Raw genomic sequence first — 19,328 nt, forward strand, 5'->3', positions numbered from 1 at the left:
CACCTTGCGTTTATGGAGCCTTAGTAATGTAAAGGTGCATCTGGATAAAAGGACGAAAAAGAGCCTCACTTGGAAGGAATTATGCTTCCAAGTGGGGCTCTTGCTGTAGGTAAGGACAGGTTTAGCAGAGCGCAAACAAAATCTGTGTATTGGACAGTATACCTGGCGTGAGGAATGGATAGAAGTACCCCACCACAAAACCAAACAGATTAATCGCAGGCCACATCAGGTAGACATCATTATATGTGAAGACAAGGGACCATCGGTTGTAGCAAAAGTTGGGCAGCGCACGTTCTTCGTTATCTCGTGGTGCCGCTGCACCAGTCTGTGCAAATTGCACAGCTTGAGTGAGACTTTGCGGCTGTTGCTGGAGGAAGAGCGGGAGCAGACCCGGGCTGCTTTTGATCAGGTTATACAGAAAAAGCATTTCTGCCGGAGGCTGACCTACCGGACGAGGATAGGCACTAAGCAGGCTGGGCAGATTGCCTTGAGTCAATTGCGCAGGTACGCCCGGTGCTGTACCCTGGATTGTACCTGGAATGCCTCCGGGGATATATGGACCGGGTCCTCCGCCTGGAATGTATGGAGGATAGGGGCCTTGACCGCCAGGTATACCAGGAAACGTCGGACCACCCGGTGTGCCGCCACCGCCTGGGAACAGTGGAGGCAATTGAAAGGAACGGTCTTCTCCATAACTTAGATAAGGGTTATATTCGTAATACATGTACAGAACATCCTTCCTGTCGTCGTATTCTGCATTCAGCATATGGCGGCATCCGCCTATATGTGAATGCCGCCAAAAAGATTTATATGATCTATATAGTTGAACTAATCATTTACACCAAACGGAGAAGATAGAAAAAACCTGAAAAAGCGAAGCGCTCGCATTTATCACCGGATTTTCCCTTAGAGAAAGAGGAATCGAAAAAATCTGGGGATAACAGCGGTTGGAAGGTTGTTCTATCATCGTAGTGTCAGTGTAAATAAATTTTAGTTCAACTGTATAGCGCAGAATATAATCGAATTGACAACTGAACTGATAACAATTATCATTGTCAATGGAATCGAACAAATGTACATGCGGATATTATATGTATCAATAATAGTTTCAATATTTTTGGACATTGAAATCTGTCACAATAACGCCGAATAAGGTTTTTATAATGAATTGAAAGGGGATATATCAAGTGTTTAAGAGAAATAAAAAGTTGATCATGCTTCTAATGACGGTGATGGTTATGTCCATCTGGTTGGCCGCGTGTGGAGCGAAGCCTGCAGAGAATGGAGCAACAGGAGAGAACGATACAAAAACGGAGACTGAGACACAAACAGAAGCCGCTACAGAGCGCACATTAACAGATGCAATGGGACACGTAGTAACAATTCCCGCAAATCCGGAGCGTATTATCGCTTCTTATCTGGAAGACCATCTCGTTACACTCGGTGTTAAGCCAGCGGCACAGTGGTCCATCAACAACGGCAATGGTTTGCAGGATTATCTGCAAAATGATCTGAATGGCATACCTGGTATTGCAAGTGATCTACCTTTTGAAGCCATGGCCAGTTTCTCACCAGACCTGATTATTATGGGTTCTGAAAGTACAGTGGAAGGGGAGAAATACGAACAGTACAACAAAATTGCCCCTACTTATGTACTCGGAGATGAGGTCAACAAGGACTCGCGTCAGGCTCTGCTCAAGATCGGCGAGCTTTTGAACAAATCGGATGTAGCGCAGAAGGCGCTTGATGATTATGATGCCAAGGCAAAGGAAATCAAAGAAAAAGTAACTGCTGTTACTGGAGGAACAAAGTCGGCCGCAGCGTTGTGGTTGTTCAATAACAAGTTTTATGTTGTAAGCAACAATGTTTCCAGTGGTGAAGTGATGTACAACGAACTTGGACTTGCAGAGCCTAATGTTGTGAAGGAAGCATCTGCGAAGGCAACGGGTAACTGGTCTGAGATTTCATTGGAGAAGATCGCGGAAATGGACACAGACTATCTATTCCTGGTGAACAGTGACAAGGGAGCAGGCTCAGAAGCGCTGAAAGATGCCGTATGGCAGAGCATTCCTGCTGTAAAGACAGGTAATGTCTTTGAATTCACCCGGTCCAGTAGCTGGTTGTACAGCGGAGTTCAAGCGAATCTTCAAATTATGGAAGACATTCAGAACAGCATCGTTAAATAAGAAATAGCCAATACGAAATGGCATGTTCAAACTCCTTGGTGCAGTGGGCACCAAGGAGTTTTTTTGTTAATTTAGCATTTTACGATATATAATAAAGAAGTAGAAGCATTGTCGTATCATGAAGTAGAGTTGTCATTTGCTTCACGAGCATGGAAGGGGATATTTACATATGTATACATTGGATCCACGTGAAATAACGGGAAGAGACAACTATAAACTGATGAGTGGTTCGGTGGTACCACGTCCAATTGCTTTTGTGACGACTCGTTCAGATGAGAATGGTGTAATTAATGCGGCGCCGTTTAGTTTCTTTAATGTAGTTAGTTCGGACCCGCCGCTGTTATCCATATCTATTGCACGTAAAGACGGTATCATGAAAGATACTGCACGTAATGTGATTGCTCATCAAGAACTGGTCGTGCATATCTGTGATGAAGCAATCATAACAGAAGTGAATGAGACAGCAGCCATACTGGAACCCCACGAAAGTGAGCTTGAGCGGACAAAACTTACTACAGTGCCAAGTACTAAGGTTGCTGTGCCAGGAATTCAGGAAGCACTCATTCGGATGGAGTGTGAGCTGTATCAACACATTCCCATCACGAATGATGAGGGCAAACCGGTGAGTGACCTGCTGCTGGTACGCATTGTACAGTATCATTTCAGCGAACAAGTCTACAATCCGGACAAGGGCTATATCCTGATGGATCATTTGAAACCAGTAAGTCGACTGGCGGGCAATGATTATGCCAAGCTTGGGGAGAGATTCACGGTGATTCGACCTGAATAGTTCTGACAGATCGAATATGTAATATAGGAACGGGTTTAATCCGGTAGCAAAGGCGGACAGCATGTGCGAAACTCGCATATGTTGTCCGCCTTTGCTTGTTAATATGAACATAAACAGGACAGGTAGTGAATAGACTTGTACTATATCCTGCACATATGTCATATGAACCTATTTTATATATAGGTTGTTTAAAAAGCCTACTTTTGAACACGTACTATAAGGGGGTTAAGCCGATGAACCAGCTTGAGGCAACTACTGGGGCAAGTATTATGGGAATAGGAACGGCGTGGCCTGCCCACCGTATTGAGCAAAAGGATGTGTCTGCCCGTCTCGCGCAAGCGCTGGAACATGAGCCAGATGCGAGAAGATGGGCCAAACGGATCTTTAATCAGTGCGGTGTGGAGACTCGTTATACGTGTGAACCGAATCTGCTTGAGCCTGTTGATTCTTGCCGATATTTACCCTTTACCAATGCGGACGAGGTTCCGACTACATCCGAGCGTATGGGCAAATACAAAGCCGCTGCTGTTCCACTTGGTCTCGAGGCGGCCGGACAGGCCCTTCAGGATGCAGACGTAACCTCCTCGGAACTTACACATCTCATTACGGTGAGTTGCACGGGGCAATTCCTGCCCGGACTTGATGTTCGGCTGATCCAACAGCTTGAACTGTCACCGCAGATCAACCGGATTCCACTGGTGTTTCAGGGATGTGCAGCCGGTCTGAAGGCGATTCAACTGGCGAATTCCATTGTAACGGCAGATCAGAAGGCTACAGTTCTCATCGTGTGTGTGGAACTATGTACACTTCACTTTCAGCCATCTGCCAAAAGGGACGACCTGTATGCTGCATCTTTCTTCGGAGACGGTGCCTCTGCCTGTGTTATTGGTGCGTACGGAACAGACCGCAATGAATGTTTTCGACTAGGCCGAGGGCACTCAACGCTGCTCCCGGATTGTGCAGAAGAAATGATCTGGGAAGTCGGCAATACAGGCTTTGATCTCTACCTGTCACCACAGATTCCGAAGCTGCTTGGTTTGCATCTCGGTCCAGAGGTAGAACGGTTGCTGGAGGGGAGCGGTTTACCGGAAATATGGGCGATCCATCCGGGAGGCAGAGGCATCGTGGATGCCGTTCAGAAGCTGTATCAGTTGACAGATGAGCAGGTCTCCTACAGCCGAAACATCCTGCGGGATTATGGCAACCTGTCGTCCGTGACGATTCTTTTTGTTCTTCAAGCCATCCGTGAGGATTACAGACAGAAGGAAGAGCATTCCAGTGGGATAGCGCTGGCCTTTGGCCCGGGACTGACGGCAGAGTTACTTCCTTTTACATACATCCCTGCCCCCATTGCGAACAGAACACCTGTGAATCATGGCATTCAATAGTTCGCGAACCCGAGTGAAGGAGATATACACCGTAAGTGTATGAATGTGCTTATGATCTTACCGATGAACATAATCGAATGACTAATCTGATCGCAGAGGAGCTTAGGTATGGGTTATCGCAGACTTGCTGCCTTCATCAGCCGATATCCGCGGTTCATTATTCTCTGCTGGGTATTTATCATCGGGATGTCAGCGGTCTGGGCATGGAAGTTACCTGACATTGTTCAAGATCACGGATTAAAACGGGTTCACGGGGATGCGCAAGCGGTTGAACTTGTTCTGGAGGATGAATTCGGATCTCCTGCTGATCCGGTTATTCTGGTGTTTGAGAAAAAGGAAAATACCTCGCCGTTACAGTTCCGGCAGTGGATCAAGGATCGTTTGACACAGGTTCAAGTGTTGCCTGCGGTAACCTCTATCACGTCCCCTCTGGATGTTAGCGAAAGGGTGACGCTGCAAAACCAAAGGGCTTATGCCTTTGTGAAAATGGATGTGCCCGCGCATCAGATGGGTCCCCCACTGGAGCAGTTGCGCGCCGTGCTGGCAACAGACGGTCCAGGTACGGTGCAATTGACGGGAAAGGCAGTCGTCCAGCAGGATGTCAATAATCTGAGCTTTCGTGATCTGGAACGGGCAGAGATGGTGGGCCTGCCGATTGCCCTGATCGTTTTGTGTTTTGCATTCAGGGGGCTATATGCTGCATTGATTGCTGTCATGATGGGGATCAGTGCTGTGATTACCGCCATGGGAGTCACGACACTCCTTGGTTATCATCTGGAATTGTCTAACTTTATCATTAATGTGATTCCCATGGTGGGTATGGCACTGAGTATAGACTTTGCCCTGATCATCCTGAGCAGGTACAGGGAAGAAGTTCAGCGGGCCTATGAAGATGAAGGCAAAGCTAACGTTACGGGCAGTAGCCTGGATATGCAGAGCGAGGTTTTGCGGAGCGAGATTCTTCAGCGAACATTGCGTACAGCAGGCAGAGCAGTGTTGTTCTCGGCAGCGTGCGTGCTCCTTGGGCTGATGGGTCTGCTCTGGATCAGACTGCCAATGTTTCTAAGTGTATCATTGGGGGCCATTATTGTTCTGCTCCTGTCGCTACTGTTAAATGTTACGCTACTGCCAGCTCTCCTGTCACTGTCTGCGGATCGGGTATTCAGGCGAAAGTTAGTCCATTGGTTACCCAGACGCTCGGTATGGCATAGATGGTCAGCAATGGTCATGAAACGACCCGTCAGTATGGCCATTGGAGGTACGGTTGTGCTTCTCCTGTGTGTTTATCCAGTAACCCGGCTGGAACTGTCCGTCCCGGATGCCTCTTCACTGCCAGAGAGGATGGACTCCCGCCAGGCAGCAGAGCAGTTGCAACATGATTTGGGGCAAAAGAATACCTCCACCATCGAGATCGTGATTGGCGGACAGCAGGACCTGTTGACTGCCTCTCACTGGCATTTGGCCCACCACAAAGCCCGTCAACTACTGCAGGACTCAAGCGTATTGAGCATTGTTTCACCATGGGGCCTATTACAGCCGAATCAAAATGGCTCGCAGAGCCTTTTTCAAATTCCACCGTCCTTATTGACTCCTTCCATAGAAGGCAAGGAGTCAATAAGGACGGCATGGCTACGTTCAACGGTCTCTGATCATTCCATACGCTTAATAGCCAACGTGTACGGGGAGCCCGGGTCGGAGCAGGTCGCAGACTGGCTGGAACGAATGAGGAATAGCGATCATGCACCAGGTTCCAACAACGTAAAACTACGTTATGGTGGGGAAGCTGCCAAGCAGTATGAAATAATGCAAGAAGTCACAAGTCAACTGCCCAAAGTGCTGGTATTTGTAGTGGTCACCAATTATCTTGTGTTACTGGCGGCATTCCGATCGATGCTCATTCCAATCAAGGCAATTGTGATGAATCTGCTCAGCTTAGCCGCTTCATTTGGCATATTGGTGTGGGTGTTCAATGAAGGACATCTAGGTATGGAGCCGTCAGCCATTGCCATTATGATTCCTGTATTCATTGCAGGATTGGTGTTTGGCATATCCATGGATTATGGTGTGTTTATGCTGAGCCGTATTCAGGAAGTGTATAGACGAACCGGAGACAGCGATGTGGCTGTCCAACAGGGATTGGCTTCTACAGGTCGTCTGGTCACCTCCGCAGCGGCCATTCTGCTTGCGGTGACTGTGCCGTTTGCTTTTGCTGAAGTCGCAGGTGTGAGGCAGTTAGGGATCGGAATCACGGCAGCGGTGTTGATTGACGTTACATTAATCCGTCTAATACTGGTACCTGCATTGATGAAATTAATGGGCAGGTGGAACTGGTGGCTCCCAGGTCAGATGAAATGAAGGGTATTTCCGTAACCTGTCTTCAGGTTGGAGATATCCTTTTTTTGGCTAGAAAGCGTGTGATTCTATTCAAAACAGGCAAACATGTTCAATTCATGGGTGACATGGATGTTCTATAATGGATGGGATTAATTCCATATAACAGTCTTTTATCTACGTTATCCTATGAAAAACAGGAGGGACACAGGCCCATGTCTGATATTGAAGCATATCTACAACAACAAACAAATCTTCGTGGTCGTTCCGCGTATCATGCAGATCAACCCCTAGAGTTATGGCGCAATCAGTTACGTACTCGCGTGAAAGAACGGCTGGGCGGTTTTCCCACGATGGCGGCAGCACTGAATCCTGTCTTACTGGAGCGCATTACATGTGACGGATATATTCGGGAGCGGATTGAAATCACGACCTATGCAGGACTTCGCATGCCAGTGTATTTATTAATTCCGGGTGATGGAAGCATTACCGAAAACAAGAGACCTGCTATCGTTGCTTGTCATGGGCATGGCTACGGTAGCCGAGAGATATCGGGTATGGAACCGGATGGGTCACTACGGACAGGCGAGCCCGGATTACACAAGGACTTTGCAGTAGCTCTTGTGAAGCGTGGTTATGTGGTTGCGGCTCCAGAGTTGCTCGGATTTGGTGATCGAAGACTGGAAGAGGACCGCGATGCGCCACCAGGGGTAAGCTCCTGTACGAAGATTGCTGCGCATCTGCTCATGGTGGGGAAGACCCTCGCCGGTCATAGGGTGTATGAAACAACACGTGTATTGGATTATGTATCGACTCGGCCAGAAGTGGATTTGGAGCGAATTGGAAGCATGGGTATCTCGGGCGGTGGGCTGGTGACCGCATTTACAGCCGCGTTGGATGAACGGTTCAGGGCAACTGTGGTAAGCGGTTATGCAAATACATTCCAGGGCAGCATATTGGATCGGAACCATTGTCTGGACAACTATGTGCCAGGTATCCTGCGTGAAGCGGAGTTGCCGGATCTTATCGGCCTGATTGTGCCAAGGCCACTTTTTATTGAAGCTGGAAGTGATGATCAGGTGTTCCCAATCCATGCAGCGAGAGAGGCGTATGCCCGTTTGACACACATATATGAGCAGGCGGGAGCAGCAGAATCACTGGATGCGGATTTCTTTACCGGTGGACATGAGATTAGCGGAGCGAAGGCTTATGACTGGCTTGATCAAGTTCTGTGAAGCTGTGGATCTTCAACTAATATAATTCTGATTCGAGAGGAGAAATTAGTGATGAAATGGTCAATATCGGTAAAGCTACTGCTCTGTTTTGTTCTGTTTGCAAGTACAACGGGCATCGGTTTGGGAAGCAGTGGAGGGCAAGTCGCCGAAGCGGCAACGGACAATTACAGATTTGATTTTGGTTCGGGTGGTGTTGAGAGCGGTTACACAGGCGTGTCCGCAGGAGATGCCTATACGCCTACGAAAGGTTATGGATTCAACACACCTACCAATATGAGAAATGTGCCTGCCTCAGGAAGCGGGGTTAAGAGTGACGCTGTGCAGTTTCTGACTTACGGCACCAAGAGCACCAATACCTTCAATGTGAATCTGTCCAATGGCCTATATGAAGTTAAAGTAATCCTAGGTAATACTTCCAGAGCCAGCGTGGCTGCAGAAGGTGTCTACCAGATCATCAATATGACAGGCAACGGGGCAACGGACCAATTTCAAATTCCGGTGACTGACGGGCAATTAAACCTGCTGGTTACAGAAGGAAAGACAGGTACGGCCTTCACACTTAGTGCACTCGAAATCCGGAAGTTATCCAATCAAACCGTTACCAACCGCACAATCTACATTGGTGGTGACTCAACAGTTTGTAATTACTATCCGCTGGGTAGCAGTGTACAAGGAGGTTGGGGACAGCTGTTTCCGTCCTATGTGAACAATTCCATCTTCCAGGTTCGAAATATGGCGGCAAGTGGTCAATTTGCGAGAGGTTTCCGCGATGATGGTCAGATGGAAGCGATTCTCAAGTATATCAAGCCGGGAGATTATTTTATTTTGCAATTCGGAATTAACGATACCAATGCCAAGAATAATACAACGGAGGCGCAGTTCAAAGAGATTATGCGGGATATGGTACGTAAGGCGAAGAACAAAGGAGCAACGGTTATCCTCTCCACGCCTCAGGGCCGGGCAACAGACTTTAATACAGCCAATGTACATCAAGCGGAGAACCGCTGGTACAATCAATCCACCCGTGCACTCGCTCAGGAAGAGGGGGTTACCCTTGTTGAACTGAACAAGCTGAGTTCTGCCTATTTCACGTCTATTGGTCCTGCCGCAACACTTGCTCTGTATATGACAGGGGATAGTCTGCATCCGAATCGTCAAGGGGCTGCGGAGCTTGCGCGTATTGTGGCTGCGGATCTGAGAAGACAGGGACTGAATGGATTCTGACTTTACTACTTAATCAGTCTGCATAATCAGTGCTTGATATGATCCGTATATGCAAAATGAAAAAAATACCCCCGGGAACATGCCGCGAAAAGGGCGGCTGATCCTCGGGGGTATTTGTTATGCCTAGACTGGGGATTACTCCATCATATCCTTGGCTTCATGGTTCACTTTTTTCCCTTTTAACAAGGGTTCCAATTCATCTTGTACGCTCTGCTCCCACAGTGGTACATCTGTGCGATAGGCGGCCCGTCCGTTCAGATGTCCGGCGACCGGAGCCGTGATGAATACAAACAGGATACCTAACAACAAGCGGGCACTGATATAGTTATCGAAATACCAGAAGTAGAAAAATGTAGCGCTTAATACACAGAACACACCAAGCGTCATACTTTTGGTTGCAGCATGGGCACGTAGATATACATCAGGCAGACGAATAAGTCCAAATGCGCTGAGTGCACTGAGTAGTGCACCGAGCAGTACGAGTAGACCTATAGAGGTTTCAGCGGCTACTTTAACGATCTCCATCATTTTTGAATACCGCCCCCCGTTCAATATAACGTGCAAATGCCACTGTACTTAGAAAAGCCAAGATGCCAATCAGCAAGATAATATCCAGATAGGCCTGAGTTTGCAGCATCATCGACAGAACGGCAACGATCGCAATCACATTGATACCGATGGTATCCAGTGCCGTGATCCGATCAGCCATGGATGGTCCCCGCAGCACCCTGTACAAGCAACCCAGAATGGCTAAGGAGAGAATGAGCAATGAGATGAACAACAGTGAGGATAACATTAACGCGTCACCTCCATAATTGCTTTTTCGAATGTATTTTGGATATCATCTCTCATTTTCTGTTCATCCTTAATATCCAGTGCGTGAATAAACAGTTTACGTTGATTACCTGAGATTTCAAGCGGCAGAGAACCTGGTGTCAATGAGATGAGTAAGCAGAGCAGAGTAACTTCCCAATCCGAGGACAATTGAGTTTTATACGTAAAAATACCGGGCCTTATATCGAGCTTAGGCTTGATAATCTGGCGTATAACCTCAATGCTGGCTCGCACCAGTTCCTTGAATAGCAGAGTAATCAGTTTGAAGATGGCCCAGACTCGCACAATATAGAAGCGCTGGGGGAAGAATCTGCGCATCCCCCCGATGAGAAGCAGTCCGAGTAGGTAACCTATGAGAAAACCAACACCATTCCAGGCGTTGTTCAGAAACATCCATACAAAAGCAATGATAAGATTCAGTACAATCTGAAAGGCCATAGACATCTACTCCTTCAATACGGCATCAATATAAATATTGGGATGCAGTAGAATATCGCCTGCGCGGGAGGTCAATTGGAACATGCCTTCAGCCCCCACACCCATTACGATGATGAATACAAACAGAATTCCGGCAGGAATCAGAAGGCCGTTCACCGCGTAAGGGCGTCTTGTAACCCCGGCAGGTGGTTCGCCCCAGAACGCTTGTATGAAGATGCGTAGTACCGAATATAACATCAACAAGCTCGAAAGCACCGCAATGCCGGTAAGACCATACAAGCCTGCCTGCAAGCCTCCTTCAAAGAGAAGCAACTTCCCCGGAAATCCACTAAATGGCGGCAAACCTGCCAAGGCAAGAGCACTAATGAAGAACATCCAGCCTAGCAGCGGATAGCGATGGATCAGCCCGCCCATGTTGTCGAGTTTGGATGTTCCGGCAACAGCGATCAAGGCACCGCCGAGCAGGAAGAGCAATGTTTTGATCAACATATCATGCAACATATAGAAGAGCAGACCTTCCAGTGCAGGGCGACTGGCCGCGGCCATACCAAAAGCGACAAACCCTACACCTGCGACCACGTTGTAGATGAGAATCTTGTTTACATCGCGGTATGAGATCGCACCGATGACACCCAGGACCATCGTTGCTCCAGCCATCCATCCGATCAGTGCATGGAAGAAATCAGGATCATGATAGAAGATCAGTGTGAATGTTCGCACAATCGCGTACAAGCCAACCTTTGTAAGCAATCCTGCGAACAATGCAGTGACAACAGCAGGTGGTGCCGCATAAGAGCCCGACAGCCAGAAGAAGAGGAACAGCCCGGCCTTGATGCTAAATACGATCAGAAAGAGAACAGCAATTAAGGTAATGACTCCGCTCTGTCCCACTTCAGCAATTTTGACGGACAAATCTGCCATGTTCAGTGTACCAGTTATGGAGTAGAGGAAGCCGATGGAAGCGACAAAAAGAGCTGAAGAAACGATGTTAATCAAGACATATTTGATCGTTTCCCGAAGCTGTCTTTCGGTACCTCCCAATACGATCAGTGCATAGGAAGAGATGAGCATCAGTTCAAAGCTGACAAACAAATTGAACAAATCTCCTGTTAAGAATGAACCGTTAACTCCTGCGATCAGAAAATGAAAGAACGGATAGAAGTGATGTTCTTCTCTCTCCTTGTTTACACTGCGGAATGCATACAGCAGACACGCCAGTGCAATGATGGAAGCAGCAACAACAAGCAACGCAGACACCATGTCCGCAACAAGCACAATACCATAGGGAGGTGCCCAACCGCCCATATTAAGCGTTAGAACTCCAGTTTGAGTCACACGAGTAATGAGTATCGTTGAGACCGCTGCTGTAAACAAAAGTCCGATGACACTAATGATCCGCTGGATATTTGTTTTTCGGAAAAATAGCAGAGCCAGAACACCTGTAATCAAAGGCAACAAAATCGGCAGAACGACGAGATTATTCATATGGGCGCCCCCTTACCTCTTCCATATCGTCTGTTTTTAACTTCAGATAAGAACGATAGGAGAGAACAAAGAAGAACGCAGTGAGGCCGAAATTAATAACAATCGAAGTTAGTATCAAAGCCTGAGGAAGTGGATCGACATAACGTTCAGCCATCTCCCCAAGCAGTGGTGGTGCCCCTGTTTTGAGACGTGACATGGTGATCAAGAGCAGATGCACGCCATGGGTTAGTATGGACATGCCAAGTACGATGCGGAGCAGGCTCCGCGACAAGATTAAAAAGACGGCAACCGCAAACAGAATGCCAACGGCTACACACATCAATATTTCCATATCAGCGATCCTCCCCGATCTGTAGAATGATGGTCATGGTGACACCCAGGACAGCGAGATACACGCCAAGATCAAACAGCATGGCCGTGGCGAGTTCTGTCTCTCCCAGCAAAGGAAGTTCGAAATAGCCGAAGGTTTGACTGAGGAACGGAACTCCGAAAATAAATGAACCCGCGCCCGTCAGTAAGGCTATACCCATTCCGATTCCTGTTAGAATACGGAAGTCAACGGGTAAGGCTTTGCGTATCGTATCAGTACTGAATGCCAGAGCGATCAATACGAGCGCTGCCGCTGTGACCAAGCCGCCGATGAAACCTCCGCCCGGATTGTGGTGACCTGCAAAGAAGAGGTGCATGGCAAACGTCAGTATGATGAACACAACGACCTTGGTAGTCGTTTGCAGCAATACATCATTACTTTGCAAGGGTACAGTATCCCACGAAGATGAGCTGCGTTCCCGGTTACCGTACTTTTTCGTATTGTCCGTTTCATCATCCAGAGCAGGTTCGGACTCCTGACTTTCATCCTTCTTACGGAACTTCAAGCGGGCTCCGAGATCTTTTGCTTCGAGGTTCAGGTTAATCATGGAGTAGATGGATAATGAAGCTACGCCAAGCACCATAATCTCCAATAACGTATCGAAGCCACGGAAATCTACCAATAATACGTTCACGACATTTTTACCACCAGCCGAGTCATACGCTTCCTGAATGAAGAAGGTAGAAATGCTGTCCAGTGATGCTGTTCCGCTTGCAGCTAGAGCAACAAAGGTCATCACAACGCCGACTGCAATCGCTACGATCATATTTACCGTGAGATAACTGCGGCTTGATTTGCCACGTTGAAGCTCAGGCAAATGGTAGAAGCAGAGCAGGAACAGGGCTACAGATACCGTCTCGACTATCATCTGTGTTAACGCCAGATCCGGCGCGCGGAAGAGTACAAACAGCAGGGTTACGATGTAACCAACGGCTCCAGTCATTATGACTGCCGACAGTCTGTTCTTGGCAAAAGGAATCGAAACCGCAGCACCGATGAGCGTGACTAACAGAACGACCTCATAAAATGAGAAAGGTGCATTGCCCTGCAGATTCCAGCTAATATTTTCTCCTGAACGGAAGAAGGCATAGACCAGCAACGCGACCGTGAATGAGAAAATGTAAACGAGATAATTACGAACCGAGCCATTCATATAGGCTTCCGTCCATTTGCGTGCATAATGCTGAAGATTATCAAGCACGACATGGTACATATTGTTAATTGTTAATCCTTGTGGATAATGCTCATAAATATTCCTCCATCGTGGCAACAGCTTGTAGAGAGTGATTCCGAGAATCACAACTCCGATTGTCATAATCAATTCCGGAGTCCATCCATGCCACAGGGAGAAATGTACATCGAAGCGCTCATTTCCATTCAAGAGGGATGGAAGCACAGCGGCCATTGCCGGTTCAATCAGTGATCCGGCCAGCAGATTCGGGAAGAGTCCGAATACAACGACAAGAACACCTAGAACAACAGGTGGAATGAGCATGCCAGCGGGCGCTTCGTGCAGCTTCTCGGCAGGGATCTCGCTTTGGCTACGACCGAGGAATGTTTTGAACACGATAATAAGCGCATAGATCAGGGTAAACACACTTGCAAGCCAAGCGAATACCGGCAATAGAACACTCCAGGACCCAAGTCCAAAGATTCGTAGATGCGTGACTTCCACCATCGCCTGGAAGAATAACTCCTTGCTCAGGAATCCGTTGAACGGTGGAATACCCGCCATGGCAAGTGAACCGATCAATGCCACGGTGAATGTAATTGGCATGAATGAAGCTAGTCCACCGAGCTTCCGTATGTCCCGTGTACCCGTTTCATGATCAACAATCCCTACGACCATGAACAGAGCGGCCTTGAAGGTTGCATGATTAAACAGGTGAAGTAGCGCAGCGGTTATTGCCACAGTGTACATCGCAGAGGATTCGCCATATCCGAAGTAGAGAGCAGCAGATCCAACCCCTAAGAGGGACATGATCAGACCAAGTTGAGAGATGGTCGAATAGGCAAGAATCGCTTTGAGATCGTTTTTTTTCACCGCCAGGAATGATCCATAACACAAAGTCAGAAGACCAACGCCAGTAACGAGCCAGAACCAGAGTCCCTGTCCACCGAAGATTGGTGTAAACCGTGCGACAACGTACAGTCCGGCCTTGACCATGGTGGCTGAGTGAAGATAGGCACTAACAGGTGTCGGAGCTTCCATGGCATCCGGCAACCAGATATGGAACGGGAACTGAGCTGACTTGGTGAAAGCTCCAATCAGGATCAAGATAAGTGCGGGTAGAAATAGTGCGCTTTCCTGAAACTGACCCAATCCTGTAATGGTTGCACGAATACTGAATGTTCCTGTAATGAGATACATCATCATGAATCCGGTAAGCATGGCGAAACCGCCAAATACCGTAATCAGGAATGATTTTTGTGCTCCTGAAGTCGAGGCTTTACGTTTGTAATGGAATGCAATCAACAGGAATGACGTAATACTGGTCAATTCCCAGAATCCGTAGAGCACGATCATATTATCAGACAGCACCACGCCCAACATGGCTCCCATGAACATCAACAGATACAGGTAGAAACGGTTCAGCGCTTCTTTCATATCCATGTAGAAGATGGAGTAGAGAACAACGAGGACACCGATTCCGGTGATTAGCAATGTCAACATGAGGCTCAGACCGTCCAGATACAGATTAAATCCAATGTCCAGTGAAGGAATCCATGGGATATTTCCGGATACGGTATTGCGCTGTGACACAGCGGGTATGAGACTCGCAAAGTATACAAATAATAGTGCCGGGACAAGGAGAACCGGCCATCCCAAATGTAATTTACGGAAGAAACGATGCAGCATGGCAAGAAGAATGCCAGCGGCAAAAGGCAGAATAACAGCAACATGAAGCAGGCTCAACATTACACCCCCAATGTTTAGTATTTCGATTACTCTCTCTGTGACATACAGGCGCATGATCCTTTGAAGGATATGCTTGCTCTCTATATTCATAACCCAAGTATGTATATACAGAATCGTGTCTATTCTTTGAATGGAAGAAACACGGTGAAGATTTCAGTATAATATTGTATGGGCATGTATAATAAAAAAACACACAAGTTCCGATAAATATGAAAACGATTAGGGCGTGTCTGAAACTCCGAAGAAGCAGATTTTGCCGAATTTTCGTTCCAAGCCAGGAAGTTTTCCGCAGGCGTGCCGGGGCACGTCAAGGGAAAGTGACGCAGCAGGGGGCGAAAAGGCGGTAAAAGATGCACTTCAGCGAGTTTTGAGACACGTCCGAGGTGACATTCCGTGTACTCTTTACAGCATAGTTATGTTGAGAAGCAAGATGGTTTCACCGTGTAATGGAGGAAGTAATGTCATTCAAAATTAGAACTGTGCTTACAGTCATCTTTGCTGTGTTATCCTTGCTGGTTACCCTGACGATTGGGTCTATTTTTAGCCAAAAGTCATTTGTTGCTGTAGAGACTGAGATTGGTCACTCGCTTACAGGCACGGCCTCACAGGCTTCGGACAAGCTGGATCGATTCATGTCGGCTCGCGCGGGTGAACTGGACCTGCTGGGCCGAATGGCTTCGTTGGAAGATGAATTCCAACCTGATGAGATTCAGATGCTGCTGGATCAGTTACAAGATAGCTTTCCCTCATTCTCATGGGTTGGATTCATGGACCCGAAGGGAAAAGTGTTAGCTGCTACGGATGGTATCTTGCTTGGGGAAAATTTATCAGAGCGACCTGTGTATCAGGAGGGAATCAAGGGTAAATTCATTGGAGATGTGCATAATGCAGTCCTTCTTGCCAAGCTGCTTCCGAATCCAACGGGAGAGCCGTTGCAATTTGTCGATATCAGTTTTCCGCTGAAGGATAGCAAAGGAATGATTCAAGGTGTGCTCGCTGCACATTTAAGCTGGGAATGGGCGAAGGAAGTCGAGGAATCCGTACTTGCCCCATTGAAAAGGGAAGAAAAAGACATTGAGTTTTTTATCGTAAGCAAAAAGGAACATACAGTGCTGCTGGGGCCGAAGGAATGGGTCGGTAAACCGTTGGTATTGCCTGGCATCGAAGAGGCCCAGCTCAACAAGAGCAGTTGGTCCATTGAAAAGTGGCCTGACGGTAATGAATATGTGACAGGGTTTGCCTACAGCCAGGGTCATCTGGATTATCCCGGATTAGGCTGGACCGTAGTCATTCGTCAAGTCAAGTCATCTGCTTTTGCGTCTGTGTTTGACCTGATGTGGTTTAATGTGTGGTCTGGACTCGCCGTTACCTTACTCTTTGCACTGATTGGCTGGGTTGTCTCACGTCTGATCTCTGCCCCACTTGTGCGTCTTACCAGAGTAGCCAATCGACTGCGTGCAGGGGAAGAGCTTGAGATTCCTGCGATTAAGGGGATTAAGGAGATTGAAGTGTTGTCCCGTTCGCTTCGGGATATGCTGACCTCTCTTATGAATAAAAACTCAGAGCTGATCGTGATGCAGAATCTGGCGCATTTTGATCAGTTAACTAGACTGCCAAATCGCACTGCCCTTGAAGTGTATCTGGAGGAGTCTCTGGAGACCGAAAGTGAAAATCACACGCTGACTTTTCTCTATCTGGATCTCGATGGATTCAAACGGGTCAACGATACACTTGGACATCAGACTGGAGATGTGCTGTTACAGAAAGTGGCCCAGCGACTGTCTACTCTTGGTCAGGTGAAGGGTATAACAGTCCGATTGGGCGGAGATGAATTCCTGATTGTACTTCAGTCTGTTGGAAGTCATCCGAGGGAAGAAGCCATGGCTTATGCAGAAGCCATCATTCAAAGCTTGAACAAGCCGTTTATTATCGATTACGAGCGAATTCGAATTGGATGTAGCATTGGAGGAGCCGAATATCCTACCAACAGCGACAACCCAAGTGAGATTATTCGGATGGCGGACGAAGCTTTGTATGAGTCCAAACGTGCAGGCAAGAACAGAATGACATTTTATTCCGAGTTGAAGCAAGATCGTTAGCGTATAATAACATGAGCTGGGTTATCCCAATCACCTTTGTGCGAATGTGCGTATAAACAAGGAGGGGTGAAATGTCTGGAAAATATGCATCTGTACCTTATGGTTATGAGCCACCTGCGGCCAGCCGCAAAGGCACACTGACTTTTTATGACTCGTTTGAACATGTGACTGATGAGCAACTCAAGCGCGCCGCTGCAACGGTAGATACCCGTTCATTCATACAGCTTGTGTTGTATCCTTTACACGAGAGCACGTTTAAACGAATGAGCAAGGATTCGATACAGGCATATTACAAAAGAGAAGACCGCCTGCATGATTGGCGGCGGGAACATCCAACTTCACGTATACGTGTGGAGGGGCTTGAGGGCAAGAGAAAGAAATATACACCTGTGGATAGCGCGCTGCGCCATATCACTGCGGAATATCAAGCCCCTCACTTTCTGTATTTGACGATAGAGATGGCAAATATGTTTGCTTCATTTGATTCCTTCAAGGATTGGATCAAAGAGCTGCGTCTCATCATTGACGGATCGTCCGAATACCTGCATCCGATGCTGGAGCAAAATCGCCATCGCTGGGAATGGGCGGAATGAAAACATAGATGTATGAAGACGATCGGCGTGCTGATCATATTCAAACCCAAAAAAAGTTGTGTTGTACAAACCGGAATTCGGGTGTACAGCACAACTTTTTTAGTTATATTTTCTCTGACAAGGACGAAGTCAGATCAAGTGATGTTACGGTTTTATTTTTACCTGTTCGTTTCGCGGCATACAGACAGGCATCCACTTCCTCGAACAATTTGTCTTTGGTTAGATTAGGGCTGTAGCTTTTGAGACCGATACTCACGGTGATGGAAGCTCCTTCAAGTTCCAGATGGCCCATCAGGGCAATCTTCTGACGAATCTGTTCCACCAAGGCATAAGCCTGCTTGAAAGATTGCTCAAACATCAATAAGGCGAACTCTTCGCCCCCGTACCGTGCTGCAATATCACTTGAGGTAATGGTTTCCTGAATGATCAGGGACACTTTCTCCAGAATAATGTCTCCAACCCGATGACCATACGTATCATTAATGGATTTGAAGTCATCAATATCGATCAGGGCCAGATGCAGACTCATGCCACTGTTGGCATACTCAAATGCTTTTTCATAATAATCCTTAAATGAGCTTTGATTATAAAGGTTGGTTAAACCGTCTGTTTTGGACTGTTTGGTCATAATGGCATTTCGCACAATAAGGTCCTGCTTGGCAAGCATGCTGGCATGAAGATCATCGAGCACCTCAACGCCGCTGGTTACGATAACCTGTGCTACATATGTACCTAGGATTAGAAAAGCAGGAATGGATACCATGTCAAATGAAGACAAGTACAACCGGTAGGCCGGATCGAACAAAACCAGAAAGTAACCAGTCATCTGCATCAGAAAGACAATCCAGACTCTCTTTTTACTGAAAAACAGCACCGAAGCAAAGATGGGCAACAGACAGATTGCTAATATAATCCGAATGTCATAATTGACATGAATAATCGTCCAGGCGATAACCGTGCTGGCTATAGACATGGTGTAAAAGGAATATGAACTGAAGCGCCGATCAACCCAACTTGCGAACAAAATGCATGAACTGCTGACGGCCGTAGGCCAGAAGAGGACATTCATCAAGAAATCTGTAGGTGTGCGATCATACTTCAGAAACAGGAAACAGCCAATCTGAATGGCGAAATGTGCAATGATAACAATCCAGTAGGCATGAAGCATTTTTTGAATCCATTTGGAATGTTTGAACTCGTACTCTGTTGGAATGTGGCTATTGTGCGTATGGAAACCTTTCATATATCACCGCTGACTGCATCATAATGGTACGACAGAATTACTCTCGTATATGATAATTATAAATCACAATGAACAAAACGCAAATGTATTTAACTGTTATGAGAGAACAAGACTCACAGAAGTTTCGAGTTGTCACAAACTTTTTATGGAGGACAAACAAAACTCAACAATACACTCATAGACTATATACAT

16 protein-coding genes are annotated in these 19,328 nt (G+C 47.1%); 8 read left to right on the top strand and 8 right to left on the bottom strand.

Annotation, left to right across the window (positions count from 1 at the left end; all coding sequences use genetic code 11):
* Positions 1-121 precede the first annotated feature (121 nt).
* Complete coding sequence (locus NSQ20_RS14205) at positions 122-766, bottom strand: hypothetical protein (RefSeq protein WP_340032791.1); 645 nt, start codon at positions 764-766, stop codon at positions 122-124.
* Positions 767-1,187: 421 nt separating this feature from the next.
* On the opposite strand from NSQ20_RS14205, the gene NSQ20_RS14210 reads away from it, so the two are divergent.
* The 6 genes from NSQ20_RS14210 to NSQ20_RS14235 all read left to right on the top strand — a co-directional run bounded on the left by NSQ20_RS14210 (position 1,188) and on the right by NSQ20_RS14235 (position 9,154).
* Entirely contained in the window at positions 1,188-2,186 is a 999-nt protein-coding gene (locus tag NSQ20_RS14210; protein ID WP_340032792.1) for an ABC transporter substrate-binding protein, read from the top strand.
* A 169-nt stretch (positions 2,187-2,355) separates the two neighbouring features.
* Positions 2,356-2,976 carry a flavin reductase family protein gene (locus NSQ20_RS14215; RefSeq protein ID WP_340032793.1) on the top strand — a complete coding sequence of 207 codons (621 nt, stop codon included), beginning with the start codon at positions 2,356-2,358 and terminating at the stop codon, positions 2,974-2,976.
* A 233-nt stretch (positions 2,977-3,209) separates the two neighbouring features.
* Positions 3,210-4,364 carry a type III polyketide synthase gene (locus NSQ20_RS14220; RefSeq protein WP_340032794.1) on the top strand — a complete coding sequence of 385 codons (1,155 nt, stop codon included), beginning with the start codon at positions 3,210-3,212 and terminating at the stop codon, positions 4,362-4,364.
* A 108-nt stretch (positions 4,365-4,472) separates the two neighbouring features.
* A complete protein-coding gene (locus tag NSQ20_RS14225; RefSeq protein ID WP_340032795.1) occupies positions 4,473-6,719 on the top strand; it encodes an MMPL family transporter in 2,247 nt (748 codons plus the stop codon).
* 191 nt (positions 6,720-6,910) lie between these two features.
* A complete protein-coding gene (locus tag NSQ20_RS14230) occupies positions 6,911-7,930 on the top strand; it encodes an alpha/beta hydrolase family protein (RefSeq protein ID WP_340032796.1) in 1,020 nt (339 codons plus the stop codon).
* Between the two features lie 51 nt (positions 7,931-7,981).
* Positions 7,982-9,154 carry a GDSL-type esterase/lipase family protein gene (locus tag NSQ20_RS14235; RefSeq protein WP_340032797.1) on the top strand — a complete coding sequence of 391 codons (1,173 nt, stop codon included), beginning with the start codon at positions 7,982-7,984 and terminating at the stop codon, positions 9,152-9,154.
* 135 nt (positions 9,155-9,289) lie between these two features.
* Here NSQ20_RS14235 and mnhG read toward each other — a convergent pair whose 3' ends face one another.
* Genes mnhG through NSQ20_RS14265 form a run of 6 tightly spaced genes read right to left on the bottom strand, consistent with a single transcriptional unit; the run spans position 9,290 to position 15,198 of the window.
* The gene (gene mnhG / locus NSQ20_RS14240) at positions 9,290-9,682 is read right to left on the bottom strand and encodes a monovalent cation/H(+) antiporter subunit G (RefSeq protein ID WP_340032798.1); all 393 of its coding nucleotides are present in this window, start codon (positions 9,680-9,682) and stop codon (positions 9,290-9,292) included.
* Positions 9,666-9,950, bottom strand: coding sequence for a Na(+)/H(+) antiporter subunit F1 (locus NSQ20_RS14245; protein ID WP_017688855.1), 285 nt, complete (start codon positions 9,948-9,950; stop codon positions 9,666-9,668). The genes mnhG and NSQ20_RS14245 overlap by 17 nt, the downstream gene beginning before the upstream one ends.
* Positions 9,950-10,426, bottom strand: a complete 477-nt coding sequence (locus NSQ20_RS14250; RefSeq protein WP_036608718.1) for a Na+/H+ antiporter subunit E — start codon at positions 10,424-10,426, stop codon at positions 9,950-9,952. The genes NSQ20_RS14245 and NSQ20_RS14250 overlap by 1 nt, the downstream gene beginning before the upstream one ends.
* A 6-nt stretch (positions 10,427-10,432) precedes the next feature.
* On the bottom strand, positions 10,433-11,911 hold the full coding sequence (locus NSQ20_RS14255) for a Na+/H+ antiporter subunit D (RefSeq protein ID WP_340032799.1): 1,479 nt from the start codon (positions 11,909-11,911) through the stop codon (positions 10,433-10,435).
* Entirely contained in the window at positions 11,904-12,242 is a 339-nt protein-coding gene (locus NSQ20_RS14260; protein WP_036670645.1) for a Na(+)/H(+) antiporter subunit C, read from the bottom strand. The genes NSQ20_RS14255 and NSQ20_RS14260 overlap by 8 nt, the downstream gene beginning before the upstream one ends.
* Before the next feature lies 1 nt (position 12,243).
* Positions 12,244-15,198 (bottom strand): Na+/H+ antiporter subunit A, encoded by a 2,955-nt coding sequence (locus tag NSQ20_RS14265; protein WP_340033026.1) that lies wholly within the window; start codon positions 15,196-15,198, stop codon positions 12,244-12,246.
* A gap of 461 nt (positions 15,199-15,659) precedes the next feature.
* On the opposite strand from NSQ20_RS14265, the gene NSQ20_RS14270 reads away from it, so the two are divergent.
* Both NSQ20_RS14270 and NSQ20_RS14275 read left to right on the top strand, forming a co-directional pair.
* Positions 15,660-17,300, top strand: a complete 1,641-nt coding sequence (locus NSQ20_RS14270; protein WP_340032800.1) for a diguanylate cyclase — start codon at positions 15,660-15,662, stop codon at positions 17,298-17,300.
* Between the two features lie 71 nt (positions 17,301-17,371).
* The gene (locus NSQ20_RS14275; protein ID WP_340020157.1) at positions 17,372-17,893 is read left to right on the top strand and encodes a hypothetical protein; all 522 of its coding nucleotides are present in this window, start codon (positions 17,372-17,374) and stop codon (positions 17,891-17,893) included.
* 103 nt (positions 17,894-17,996) lie between these two features.
* On the opposite strand, the gene NSQ20_RS14280 is transcribed toward NSQ20_RS14275, so the two are convergent.
* Positions 17,997-19,136: a GGDEF domain-containing protein gene (locus tag NSQ20_RS14280; RefSeq protein ID WP_340020158.1), complete on the bottom strand. Its 1,140-nt coding sequence runs from the start codon at positions 19,134-19,136 to the stop codon at positions 17,997-17,999.
* Between the last annotated feature and the right edge of the window lie 192 nt (positions 19,137-19,328).

It is taken from the genome of Paenibacillus sp. FSL K6-1122 (assembly GCF_037977015.1).
Classification (GTDB): domain Bacteria; phylum Bacillota; class Bacilli; order Paenibacillales; family Paenibacillaceae; genus Paenibacillus; species Paenibacillus amylolyticus.

What these genes read in the sequence shown, in the direction of transcription:
- NSQ20_RS14205 (WP_340032791.1), bottom strand. Translation starts at nt 766, where the DNA reads ATGCTGAATGCAGAATACGACGACAGGAAGGATGTTCTGTACATGTAT.
- NSQ20_RS14215 (WP_340032793.1), top strand. Translation starts at nt 2,356, where the DNA reads ATGTATACATTGGATCCACGTGAAATAACGGGAAGAGACAACTATAAA.
- NSQ20_RS14220 (WP_340032794.1), top strand. Translation starts at nt 3,210, where the DNA reads ATGAACCAGCTTGAGGCAACTACTGGGGCAAGTATTATGGGAATAGGA.
- NSQ20_RS14225 (WP_340032795.1), top strand. Translation starts at nt 4,473, where the DNA reads ATGGGTTATCGCAGACTTGCTGCCTTCATCAGCCGATATCCGCGGTTC.
- NSQ20_RS14230 (WP_340032796.1), top strand. Translation starts at nt 6,911, where the DNA reads ATGTCTGATATTGAAGCATATCTACAACAACAAACAAATCTTCGTGGT.
- NSQ20_RS14235 (WP_340032797.1), top strand. Translation starts at nt 7,982, where the DNA reads ATGAAATGGTCAATATCGGTAAAGCTACTGCTCTGTTTTGTTCTGTTT.
- mnhG (WP_340032798.1), bottom strand. Translation starts at nt 9,682, where the DNA reads ATGATGGAGATCGTTAAAGTAGCCGCTGAAACCTCTATAGGTCTACTC.
- NSQ20_RS14245 (WP_017688855.1), bottom strand. Translation starts at nt 9,950, where the DNA reads ATGTTATCCTCACTGTTGTTCATCTCATTGCTCATTCTCTCCTTAGCC.
- NSQ20_RS14250 (WP_036608718.1), bottom strand. Translation starts at nt 10,426, where the DNA reads ATGGCCTTTCAGATTGTACTGAATCTTATCATTGCTTTTGTATGGATG.
- NSQ20_RS14255 (WP_340032799.1), bottom strand. Translation starts at nt 11,911, where the DNA reads ATGAATAATCTCGTCGTTCTGCCGATTTTGTTGCCTTTGATTACAGGT.
- NSQ20_RS14260 (WP_036670645.1), bottom strand. Translation starts at nt 12,242, where the DNA reads ATGGAAATATTGATGTGTGTAGCCGTTGGCATTCTGTTTGCGGTTGCC.
- NSQ20_RS14270 (WP_340032800.1), top strand. Translation starts at nt 15,660, where the DNA reads ATGTCATTCAAAATTAGAACTGTGCTTACAGTCATCTTTGCTGTGTTA.
- NSQ20_RS14275 (WP_340020157.1), top strand. Translation starts at nt 17,372, where the DNA reads ATGTCTGGAAAATATGCATCTGTACCTTATGGTTATGAGCCACCTGCG.
- NSQ20_RS14280 (WP_340020158.1), bottom strand. Translation starts at nt 19,136, where the DNA reads ATGAAAGGTTTCCATACGCACAATAGCCACATTCCAACAGAGTACGAG.